Below are 11158 nucleotides of genomic sequence, written 5' to 3'. Positions count from 1 at the left end.
GAAAATTCACTGAATGACGTTTGGCCACAACGGCTGTCATCTTCTAATAGGGTGCGAACCTCACGAGTGGATCGGGTGACATGACAACATATTCGCTACGCAACAAGGTGGTTTTCGTCACGGGCGCTGGACGCGGTCTCGGAGCCGCAACGGCACGGATTCTGACGCAGCGTGGGGCGCGGGTAGTCCTCGCCGACATCGATGCCGACGCGGCACAACGCGTTGCGGCGACACTGCCGGACGGCAGCGCTGCGTATGAAGCGTGCGATGTGACCGACCTCGAGTCAGTGCGAGCGGCAGTTCAACACGCGGTCAGTATATTCGGGCATGTCGACATCGCCATTGCCAACGCCGGCATTTTGGGAAGAACCGGCACCCTCCGCAGTATGGCGCCCGGGGATGTTGCAGCCGTGGTCGATGTCAACGTCAACGGCGTAATCAACACGCTGTCAGCCACGCTCGACTCCGTCATCGCCAACCGCGGCCAGGTCGTCGTTCTCAGCTCGGTGTTCGCCTACTTCAATGGTGCGGGATCCATCCCTTACGCCATGACCAAAGCAGCTGTCGAACAAATCGGCCGCGGGCTCAGTGTTGAACTTGCCACCCACGGCGCGTCGGCGATGGTGGCCTACTTCGCTCTGATCGATACCGACATGATCCGAAACGGCGTCGACAGCGACCCTGGCGCAGCAGCTTTGATCAATGCGCTGCCGAAGGTGTTCTCCAAGAAGGTCTCAGCCGAACAAGCTGCCACTGCACTCGTCGAAGCGTTAGAACGCCGACGACGCTCGGTGACGTTTCCGGCGCAATGGAGCCGGGTCGCCGCCGTGCGGGGAATCGCGGGACCGATCGGCGACGTGGCGATGGCACGCAGAACCCCATTCCGTCGTGCCCTACTCGACGTCGACACGCCACTCAGCTGAGCTCGCACAGGCACCCGCCCACGCCGCAGTGGAGCGCACCGGATACCGGTACTGCGGTCAGCGCAGCGCCAAGACCACCACCGCGCCACCCATTCCCCGCGTCGTGCGACGCGGATACACAGAAGAGGGGACGTCATGTCCAAGCACTCCGGCGGAACCATGCTAACCGACCAGCGGGGACCGGTCCTGGTTGTCACGATCGACGGTGGTCACCACCAGTTGTTCGGACTTGAGCTGGCTCAACAGCTCGACACCCTCATTGATCGTGCCGACGAAGATCCATCGATCCACGCCATGGTGCTCACCGGCGCGCACCCAACCCGCTTCGCCAGCCACGCTGATGTCTTCTGGCTGCAATCGGAGGGGGCCGCGACACCGAAGCTCAGCCCGACCGTCGCGTCTGCTCTGGTGCGCGCCGCGAAGAACGCCGACCGAGGGCGCATCCTCGAAGGCCTGGTCAGCAAGACCCCGGTCTGGGGGGCGATCCAACTCGACCGTCTCCATGCCACGTTCCTCAAGATGAACTCCAGCGGCGTCGTCGTGATCGGTGCTCTGAACGGCTCGGCGCTGGGACTGGGCGCAGAACTCGCCTGGGCGTGTGACCTGCGCGTGATGGTCGACGACGAGTCGTTCATCGGCCAGCCCGAAGTCCTACTCGGTTTCCCGCCGGGCGGCGGCGGCACTCAGCGACTGGCCCGCCTCATCGGCACACACCGAGCGCTCACCGCGATCCTCGAGGGCAAGCCGTTCACACCGAGGGAGGCACTGGAGGTCGGTGCTGTCGACGCCGTCGTGCCCCCGGAAGAGCTGATGGACACCGCGATCGGGATGGCGAAACACTTCGGTGCCCGCGACAAGGAAGCAGTGGGCGCCATCAAGCGGTCGATCTATCTTGGGGGGTCGATGCCTCTCGAGGATGGTCTGGTCAGGGAGAACGCAGAGTTCATCTCGCTCATGCCCTCCGCGCGGGCCCAAGAGTTGATGCTCGACTACATGGCCTCGACCGACAATCTCGGCGAACTCCCCCTTTACGATCCCGAGATCTATGCAGCTGCACTGGCGGCCGGCTTCGTACCGAAGCAGAACGGAAGCGAGCAGCGATGAGCACCGGCACCGGCGAGCCCAGGTTCACGATCACTCGTCTGGACGTCTCGTTCCTCTCGGGTCCTGACCGATGCCGGGCGTGGCTGTACCTGCCCGACGACACCACCACCCCACCACCGGTCGTGGTGCTCGGCCACGGTCTCGGCGGCACCCGTGAGATGCGCCTCGACGCCTTCGCCGAGCGGTTTGCCGCCGCCGGGATCGCGGCGCTCGCATTCACCTACCGCCACTTCGGCGACAGCGAGGGATCGCCGAGACAACTCTTGTCGATCGGACGTCAATTGCAGGACTGGGAGGCGGCGATACGCTTCGTGCGAGGCCGCGACGACGTCGACGGGACCCGAACTGGCTTGTGGGGTAGTTCATTCGGAGGCGGACACGCCTTGACTATCGGGGCGCGTCACCCCGAGCTCGCGGCGGTGATCGCGCAGTGTCCGTTCACCGACGGGCTCGCGTCGGCGAGAGCTGCCAGTCCGATCGAAACAGCGAGGGTGGTGGGCCCTGTGGTCCGGGACCTGATCGCCATGGTCGCGCGGCGTCCTCCGGTCACTATTCCGATCGCCTCCAAGCCAGGCAGTGTCGGGTTGATGAGTGCACCTGATGCTCTGCCCGGGTACGTCGAGATCTCCCCGCCAGGAATGAACTTCGAGAACTCCGCGGCCGCGCGGGCCATCCCGTCGATTGTGCGGTATCGGCCGGGGCGGTCGATCCGCTCGATCGCTTCGCCCGTGTTCGTGTGTGTCAGCAACACCGACAGCGTGACCCCGGCCGGACCCACGTTGCGTTACGCCACCACCGCGCGGCACGCACAGGTCAAGCGTTACGAGGCCGGCCACTTCGATTTCTACACGGGGCCCGTGTTCGAGGAATTGGCGACCGATCAAGTCGCATTCCTGGTTCGCCATCTCGCCCCGGAGGTGCGCAGATGACGTTCGCGACTCTGCCGGACCGTCGCGCTGCCGAGCAACCGACCGCGTCGGCTCTCATCGCCGACGGCGTCGAGCTGGACAACGCGACGTTCCTCGACCGTGTGCTCGGCGCGGCGGACGTTCTGCGCGGTCGGGGTGTCGGTCCTGGTGACGTCGTTGCGGCGATGCTGCCCAACAGCGTCGACTTCGTTGTGTTGATGTTCGCTGTGTGGCGACTCGGCGCGACGATGACACCGATCAACCCAGCCTTTACCGAGCGCGAGACCACCCGGCAGCTCGAGGACTGCGCCGCGAAGGCCCTTGTGGTTGCCGACCCGATGAGCCATGGCACAAGCGTCACCGTTGTGGTCGTCGACGAACTCACTCCGACCGCGCACAACGTCGAGCAACCGGTTGTCGATCAGACCGCGCTGGCCCTGCTGATCTACACCAGCGGAACAACCGGCACGCCAAAAGGGGTGATGCTCGACCACGCCAACATCAACGCCATGGTCGAGATGGGACGAGCGGGCCTGCGGCTCACCGCCGCCGACCGCTGCCTACTGGTGCTTCCGCTGTTCCACGTCAACGGCATCATCATCAGCGTCCTCACGCCGCTGCTGGCCGGGGGCAGTGTCGTGATCGAGCGACGTTTCGACCCGTCGAACTTCTTCCCTACGGTCTTCGAACATCGCATCACCGTCTTCAGCGCCGTCCCAACTATTTTCGCCATCCTGGCCGACCTTCCGACCGACCTTGTGGTCGACGTGTCGTCGGTGCGACTGGCCGTATGCGGGGCCGCCCCCGCACCACCGGGGCTGCTTTCGCGGTTCGAATCGAGGTTCGGGTTCCCAGTCCTGGAGGGTTACGGCCTGTCAGAAGGCACCTGCGGCTCGACTCTGAACCCCGTCGACGGGCCACGCAAACCCGGGACAGCGGGGATACCGTTGGCGGGCCAAGAGATCAAGATCGTCGACGCGGCGCACATGGTGGTGCCGCCCGGCGAGGTAGGCGAGATCATCGTTCGAGGCCCGAACATCATGCGAGGCTACCTCGGCCGGCCCGATGCCACCCGCGACGCTCTCGTCGGTGGGTGGCTGCACACCGGGGACCTGGGGGTCCTGGACACCGACGGCTACCTCACCGTGGTCGGCCGAACGAAAGACATGATCATCCGCGGCGGCGAGAACATCTACCCCAAGGAAATCGAGGACGTACTCACCGAACATCCACAGGTCACCGCAGCCGCCGCGATCGGCGTCCCGGACCCGAAATGGGGGGAACTCGTTGTCGCGTTCGTCGAGATAACCGATGCTCACGACGTCAGATCCGGTGAACTCGATGCACTGTGCGCCCGCGAACTCAGCCCCTTCAAGCGACCCGTCGACATCGTCGTCGTTGCGGCGCTACCGCTGAACGCAGTGGGCAAGATCGACAAGCGCGCACTTCTCGACAGATTCACAAGCCAACGATGAGCCCTTAACGCTCAGAAGCAGGATCATCGGCCAGCAGCCGCGGCATACGTCATGCAGGAACAGCCCTCTGGGGATCACACCGACAAACGCGTTCTCCCCCTTCTCCTTCAAAGGACTCATCGGCCGAACCACGCTTGCCGTCGCCCTGTTCACGAACCCAACGCCTAGCTCACGGGGGCGGGGGCGGGCTTGCTCACGGGCGCGCTTGGCGCCTGAGCCGCGTCTCGTATTTCAGTCGCTGAGCGGTATCGATTCTGTCAAACACCCGGTCGGCTCGCATTGCTCGGAATAGGGCTGCCCGTGCGCGGGCAGGAAGCGCCTGGTTCACCCACAGCATCGTGCCGATGCCTCTCGGTACAGGCACTTCGAATCTCGGGTATCGGAGAGTGTGAACGATACGGTCAGCAACGTCCGCCGGCTCGATCAGCGGCATGCCCCGCAAACGGCCGATACCGGCCGTCATGTCTGTCTTACACTGGTGCGGAAGAATCACCGACATGTCAACTCCTGTGCCGCGCAACTCGAGAGCCACAGCCTCTGAGAAACCGATCACACCGAACTTCGATGCCACATAAGGTGCCAGCCGGGCACCCGCGAGGCGCCCACCAGTAGATGCCATGTTGATGATGTGTCCGGCCCCCCGCGGCTTCATACGGCGGACAGCTTCGCGTGTTCCGTGTACAACCGCGCCGAGGTTGACCGCAATGAGATTGTCGATCAAATGGGGATCTGTGTCTTCGATCGCGTCGATCGTGAAGATCCCGGCGTTGTTGATAAGCACGTCAAAGTGCCCCATCCGACGATCGACTTCGTCGAAGAAGGCACTGAGTGCTGTCGGGTCGCTCACGTCGACGCCAACTCCGAACGCCTCACCATTCAGTTCCGCAGCAACACTCGATGCGAGGTCGCCGTCCAGGTCCGCAAGAGCAATTCTCGCGCCCTCTTGTGCAAGGGCCCGAGCGGTAGCGACACCGATGCCCCGTCCCCCTCCGGTGATCACCACGACGCGACCGTCGATGGTCCGCTTTTGCGTGTGCCACTTCATTCGACAAACCCCCTGACGGCGCCCTGATTGCACCGAGTCTGAGTCGTAATCGGCGTATCGCCGCAGAACTCGAGGACGCACAGGAGTGCAGATCGACAGTCCGCGGTCGTGACTTGGGATAGCGCTCCGCCTCTGCGAAGGCAGGATTCGCAAACTCCTCAGAACTTATTGCAACGCTGCGGGATGGCGCTCGTCGTCCTGTGTCAAGAGTTCCGCCGCTCGTTGTTACGTCATGACAAACGAAAAACCGCTGAATTTCCCCGAAGACGTTTGAGGATGAGTCATGAGCTGGTCGGTCACCCGATACCCGAGCGCGACGTGTCAAGCCCGTCAAGGACCGGAAGAATCTCCAAGGCGACGCGTAGCTCGAGGGAATCCTCGTCGATTCTCCGTCCGAGGAGCTCCTCTGCTTGATGTACCCGGTAGCTCACTGTATTGGGGTGGACCGAGAGTTCTGCGGCAGTCTTCGTTCGGCTCCTGTTCTCCCGGAGGTAGACGCTCAACGTCATCGCTAGACGGCGGGTCAATTCGCCACTGGCCGAAAGCGCGCCGAGTGTCTGCCTCACGAAGCGCTTGGCGTGCTGCGGGTCGGCGACACACAATGCAATGACGGCGATGTCCTCGTACCGCGTGACGCCGGTGGCACTCGAGTGTTGAAGTGTCGCTACTCGGCGCGCGTGTCCGGCCTGCGCGTGCGTCAGCCTGAATCCGTCGATTCCGGTGGCACACTCCCCTGTCGCCACCTTGACACCCTCTGGTATCAGCGAAGCACCCGTGGCGTCGAGACAGGACTCCAGGTCGAGTTCCAAGGGGCGATGGCTATTGAACCAACCGGCGACTGCAAATGAACCCAGTGGATGCGAAATGCTGGACCCGGCGCCGATCGCCCGCGCGATTCCGGCTACCACATCGCTCAGCTCGGGGAGTGAAGCGTCAGAGCTGGATGGGAAGCCGCGCCACACGATGATTCCCAAGTGGTGCAGGTTCAGGTCGTACCTGAGTCTCGCCGACAGTGAGTGCACGTCTCGATCACGATCGGCAAGCACATCATCTATCGCCGCGGCACGAGAGGCTGCAGCGCCCTGCAGCCACGTTTCCCGCTCAACCTCGTACGCCTGGTCGGCGCGACTCATGGCGCGATCGATGAACTCGAACAACATCGTCGTGGCAAGGCTAACCGCACGCTCGCGATCGACGCCCTCCATGGTCTGTCCGAGGATCCGTCCGTGCATCCAGCGCCACACCTGCTCGAGTGCGAGGCGATAGAAGCGTGAGTGCCAGGACAGGGGCATCTGTCTCCAGACGGCCGACCGCATGATCGCCAGAGTTGACGGCGGTAGGTCGCTGTTGGCGGGATCCCCTCCGACCTCTAGCAGCTGGGCGAAAAGCCGGACGCTCTCCTCTGTACTCGTCCTCGCCTCGTCCACCCTTTGTAGATCGACGAACAGTTCTGGAAGCTTCTCCCGGACGAACTGGACGGTGTCCTCCGCCACCTCCGCCGCGGACCTCCGGAGAGTCCGAGCAATCGGCTGCAGGACGGCGCGCCACACCCGCTCATCATCCCGGCCGCGTAAGGGCGCCCACTCTGGCTCTGCACCATCGATCGCTCGGTTCATCGTTGTCACCCACCTCGACCGACCTTCGCCGACCAGTCGTCAAGCGCACTGTCGCACATGGCCTCCCCTTGTGTCTCGAAGCCTTGCGAAATTGCATCTGTCGGATCTTGGGTACTCCGAGTAGGTAAAGGGGCCGATGCTAGCCGGGTCGCCGACCAGGGTGCATCGCACTTTGTGGCACGGCGACAAACTGCAAACGAGACTCTGGCGCTGTGAGACGAGCGCCGCGCGTCGGGGGCGCAATACATTGTGGTCGCGGTCACAGGGTAGGGGCCGTGATCTCAGCAGTCACATCATTCCAGAAGGATGTCCTCCCGCAATCACTGCCATCGAGGGCATCAACCCAACCTCCTCCGAAGGAGTCTCGCGAACCATGTCTCAACTCAACGAGGTCACTATCCTCGGATCAGGTCTTCTCGGCAGCCAGATTGCCTGGCACAGCGCCTATAAAGGCAAGACCGTTGTGGTCTACGACATTGCCGAACAAGCCATCGCACGATGTCAGGAAATGCACGATCAGTACGCCACGCTCTATACCGCCAACTTCGGCGCGAGTAACGCCGATATCGCGGCGACCCGCGCACGACTCAGCTACGGGACACATCTTGCGGAAGCCGTCGCGAATGCTGCCCTGGTCATCGAGGCCGTACCCGAGGTCCCAGATGTGAAGACCGCGGTCTACGAGGAACTGGCCGACCTCCTGCCGGAGGACGCCCTTGTCGTGACCAACTCCTCAACTTTTCTGCCCAGTACCTTCGCGGAGGCGACCGGCCGACCGGACAGATTTTGCGCGCTGCATTTCGGCAACGGAATCTGGGCGATGAACTTTGCCGAGATCATGGCTCACCCCAGCACCGCACGGGCCACCTTGACCGCGGTGACCGAATTCGCAATCGAAATCGGCATGACGCCTATTCCGGTACGCAAGGAGCATAACGGTTATGTTGTCAACACATGGACAGTTGCCCTGACCAATGCCGCACAGACGTTGGTAACAAACGGCATCAGCACGGCAGAGGACGTCGATCGATCTTTCATGAAGTTTGGATTCCCTATCGGTCCTTTCGGATTGCTGGACCAAGTCGGCATGAAGACCGCATTCGATATCTTGGCTTACTGGGGGACAGTGAACAACGATTCCCAGATGACAGCGAATGCCAAGTACATCGAGACGAACTTTCTCAGCAAAGGGTTGCTTGGCGCCCAGACCGGTCAGGGCTACTACACGTGGCCTGATCCATCGTTCGCGGCGGCGGACTTCCTCGATGTACCAGACATCTCGGAGGCGGCGGAAATCGCGGCGCTTGTGATGCCGTGACGACGCCGGAACCCACCATCCACCGTGAGACCATATCAAGGAGTCTGACCATGACCTCATCCACGAAAGATGCGTCCGCGATTCCCCAGCACGTCGAAGTCCTCGTTGTTGGTGCCGGATTGACCGGCATCGGCATGGCTTATCACTTACAGACGTTGCAACCCGGTAGGACCTTCGCCATCCTGGAGTCCCGCGAGTCCATCGGTGGTACGTGGGATCTCTTCCGTTATCCAGGAGTGCGATCCGACGTCGATCTCTACGCCTTCGGCTATGGGTTCAAACCCTGGGACAGGGAGAATGCGATCGCCGACGCGTCCGAAATCCTGGAGTATCTCCAGGAGACAGTCGACGAGAACAACCTAGGCGCCCACATTCATTTCGGCCACAAGGTCGTGTCCGCTGACTTCTCAACGGCTCGGGCGCAGTGGAGCGTCAGGGTTGAGCGTGTCCGCGACGGTCACCAATTCACCATGACCTGCAACTTTCTGTCATCGGCGGCCGGCTACTACGATGTGGACGAGGGCTACTCCCCCCAGTTCGAGGGTCGCGAAGACTTCAGCGGCGACATTGTTCATCCACAGCACTGGCCCGAGAGTTTCGATTACACCGGGAAGAAGGTCGTCGTAATCGGCAGCGGGGCAACTGCTGTGACTCTCGTGCCGGCGATGGCCGAGGACGCAGAGCATGTCACCATGTTGCAGCGCTCGCCGTCCTACGTCCTGCCCGCGCCCAGAAGAGACCCACTGGCCCTGTTCATTCGACGACTCATTCCAAGAACGCACGCGCATAGAATTATCAGAACGATAAATGTCGGAAAGCAGACTTTCTTGTATCGCGTGAGCCGTAGGTTTCCGAACACGATGCGAGCCGTTATTCGGCGAGTCAATATCAAAGCACTCCCTGAAGGCTTCGACGTCGACGCACATTTTAATCCCGACTACGCGCCATGGGACCAGCGGATGTGTGTCGTCGCGGACGGAGACCTGTTCAAGGCCATTGCATCCGGTAAGGCCGGAGTAGTGACCGACCGAATCGCCCGTTTCAGCAAGAACGGCATTCTGCTCCAATCCGGTTCGGAGATTGAAGCCGACATCATCGTCACTGCCACCGGCCTTAATATGGTTCCATTTGGGAAGATCCAGCTGCGAGTTGACGGTCGAGATGTCAATTTGCATGACCATTTGATCTACAAAACGGCAATGGTCAGCGACATTCCCAACTTCACCTTCACGCTGGGTAGCGTCAATAACGCTTGGACACTCAAAGCCGATCTGGTTGCACAATGGACTTGTCGCCTACTCGCACATATGGATCGACACGGGTATACAACCGTGATACCTGTCGTCGACGACGACACGATGACTCGACGCCCCTACATCGAAATGGGAAGCGGTTATGTGAACCGGGCGATGCACCTCTTCCCGCAGCAGGGCTCCGCCGAGCCGTGGAGCGTCGCGCAGGACTACAAGATCGACCGCCAAGTCCTCGGGAAAGACCCGATCGAGGAATCCTCGTTACATTTCGCGTCCGCACCGCTAGTCGCCCCTGCTGTCGCCGGATGACCGCGTTTCCAGCCTTCGTCGATGTCGAAGGGCGGCAGACACGGGTTCGCGTCGAGGGAGATCCAGCCGCACCCCCGGTGCTCCTGATTCACGGAATCGGGCGAAGCCTAGAGGACTGGGCGCCGCTGACGAAGCGGCTCACGCAGAATCACAGAGTCATCGCCATCGACCTGCCGGGCTCAGGATTCACGCAGCGTTCCGCGTTACCGACCTCTCTTCCGATGCTGGCGAGCGCCAGCCTTGCAACGCTCGACACTCTGGGCGAACGTCGACCACTGCATGTCGTTGGCAACTCTCTCGGCGGCGCGGTAGCTCAGCAACTGTCGATTCTGGCCCCAGATCGAGTTGCGAGTTTGGTGCTCATCAGTAGCGCGGGATTCGGAGAGTCCGTCGCGCTGCCGATTCGATTCCTTTCCACCCGGGTGCTGGGACGTTTCCTTGCCACGCACACCACGCAATCGAGCGCCCGGCTCACCGAGCGTATGCTCTTCGCGAACCCCGATCTCGTCACAGGTTCGCGAATCGAGCACGCGAAGGCCATCGCACAACAGCCCGGCACAGCCGAAGTCGTATGGGAAACCGCACGGGAATTGGCGACACTGCGCGGAGTGCGGAGCGAATGGCGCGAGAAGTTGTCCACCGGCGTGGCCAACGCTCGCAAACCCACAACCGTCATCTGGGGTGACCGTGACCGTATTCTCCCGGCCCGGCATCTTGCCGAGGCACGCAGACTTCTCCCCCATGCCTCGACCCACCTGCTTCCCGGAGTAGGTCACATGCCGCAGATCGAGGCCCCTGACGAAGTCGCTCGGCTTTTCGCAGCCTTCGTCGTGTCTATCCGAGCCAACCGACCACCTGGCCACGTCACAACAAACGGGACTGCTGCACGGATTGGTGACAGTTTGAGTGTCACGCCGCGGCAGCAGCGGTGTTGATCATCGCTTCGAACTCGACAGGCGGCAACCGACCGAGGCGATCTTGCCGGCGCCGGCGGTGGTAGGTCCGTTCGATCCAAGTGACGATCGCGATCCGAAGCTGTTCCCGGGTGTCCCAGCGATGCACCCGGCCACCTCACCACGATGGCCCACCGCGCGGTGCACGCTGCCACGGCCAGCCGGGACTTCATCCGGGAATCGATGCTGTAGCCGACGATCCGCCCGGAGTGCACGTCCTTGATTGCGCACAGATAGAGCTCGCCCTCACCAGT

Annotated in this window: 10 protein-coding genes; 7 read left to right on the top strand and 3 right to left on the bottom strand. The window is 62.2% G+C overall.

The window, feature by feature from the left end:
* The first annotated feature begins 80 nt into the window (after window positions 1-80).
* Entirely contained in the window at window positions 81-923 is an 843-nt protein-coding gene (locus tag BCM27_RS04485) for an SDR family NAD(P)-dependent oxidoreductase (RefSeq protein ID WP_004023277.1), read from the top strand.
* A 162-nt stretch (window positions 924-1085) separates the two neighbouring features.
* Here the strand turns inward: BCM27_RS04485 and BCM27_RS26195 are convergent, their stop codons facing one another.
* Window positions 1086-1214: a hypothetical protein gene (locus tag BCM27_RS26195; protein ID WP_255220195.1), complete on the bottom strand. Its 129-nt coding sequence runs from the start codon at window positions 1212-1214 to the stop codon at window positions 1086-1088.
* A 3-nt stretch (window positions 1215-1217) separates the two neighbouring features.
* On the opposite strand from BCM27_RS26195, the gene BCM27_RS04480 reads away from it, so the two are divergent.
* Genes BCM27_RS04480 through BCM27_RS04470 form a run of 3 tightly spaced genes read left to right on the top strand, consistent with a single transcriptional unit; the run spans window position 1218 to window position 4410 of the window.
* A complete protein-coding gene (locus BCM27_RS04480; RefSeq protein WP_004023279.1) occupies window positions 1218-2027 on the top strand; it encodes an enoyl-CoA hydratase/isomerase family protein in 810 nt (269 codons plus the stop codon).
* Window positions 2024-2956: an alpha/beta hydrolase gene (locus BCM27_RS04475; RefSeq protein WP_004023280.1), complete on the top strand. Its 933-nt coding sequence runs from the start codon at window positions 2024-2026 to the stop codon at window positions 2954-2956. The genes BCM27_RS04480 and BCM27_RS04475 overlap by 4 nt, the downstream gene beginning before the upstream one ends.
* Window positions 2953-4410, top strand: coding sequence for a class I adenylate-forming enzyme family protein (locus tag BCM27_RS04470; protein ID WP_004023281.1), 1458 nt, complete (start codon window positions 2953-2955; stop codon window positions 4408-4410). The genes BCM27_RS04475 and BCM27_RS04470 overlap by 4 nt, the downstream gene beginning before the upstream one ends.
* Window positions 4411-4603: 193 nt before the next feature.
* Here BCM27_RS04470 and BCM27_RS04465 read toward each other — a convergent pair whose 3' ends face one another.
* Entirely contained in the window at window positions 4604-5455 is an 852-nt protein-coding gene (locus BCM27_RS04465) for an SDR family NAD(P)-dependent oxidoreductase (protein ID WP_004023282.1), read from the bottom strand.
* 296 nt (window positions 5456-5751) lie between these two features.
* Window positions 5752-6948 (bottom strand): PucR family transcriptional regulator, encoded by a 1197-nt coding sequence (locus BCM27_RS04460; protein ID WP_157781278.1) that lies wholly within the window; start codon window positions 6946-6948, stop codon window positions 5752-5754.
* A 496-nt stretch (window positions 6949-7444) separates the two neighbouring features.
* On the opposite strand from BCM27_RS04460, the gene BCM27_RS04455 reads away from it, so the two are divergent.
* From BCM27_RS04455 to BCM27_RS25350, 3 genes are read left to right on the top strand one after another with little or no spacing between them, the layout of a single operon-like run.
* Window positions 7445-8389, top strand: coding sequence for a 3-hydroxyacyl-CoA dehydrogenase (locus BCM27_RS04455; RefSeq protein ID WP_004023284.1), 945 nt, complete (start codon window positions 7445-7447; stop codon window positions 8387-8389).
* 50 nt (window positions 8390-8439) lie between these two features.
* Window positions 8440-9951: a flavin-containing monooxygenase gene (locus BCM27_RS04450; RefSeq protein WP_004023285.1), complete on the top strand. Its 1512-nt coding sequence runs from the start codon at window positions 8440-8442 to the stop codon at window positions 9949-9951.
* Window positions 9948-10886, top strand: a complete 939-nt coding sequence (locus BCM27_RS25350) for an alpha/beta fold hydrolase (RefSeq protein WP_004023286.1) — start codon at window positions 9948-9950, stop codon at window positions 10884-10886. Before BCM27_RS04450 ends, BCM27_RS25350 begins: the two co-directional genes overlap by 4 nt.
* Window positions 10887-11158 lie beyond the last annotated feature (272 nt).

The organism is Gordonia terrae (assembly GCF_001698225.1).
GTDB classification, from domain to species: domain Bacteria; phylum Actinomycetota; class Actinomycetes; order Mycobacteriales; family Mycobacteriaceae; genus Gordonia; species Gordonia terrae.
Note: the sequence above shows the minus strand (reverse complement) of the source record. Positions and strands in the feature narration are given on the sequence as shown.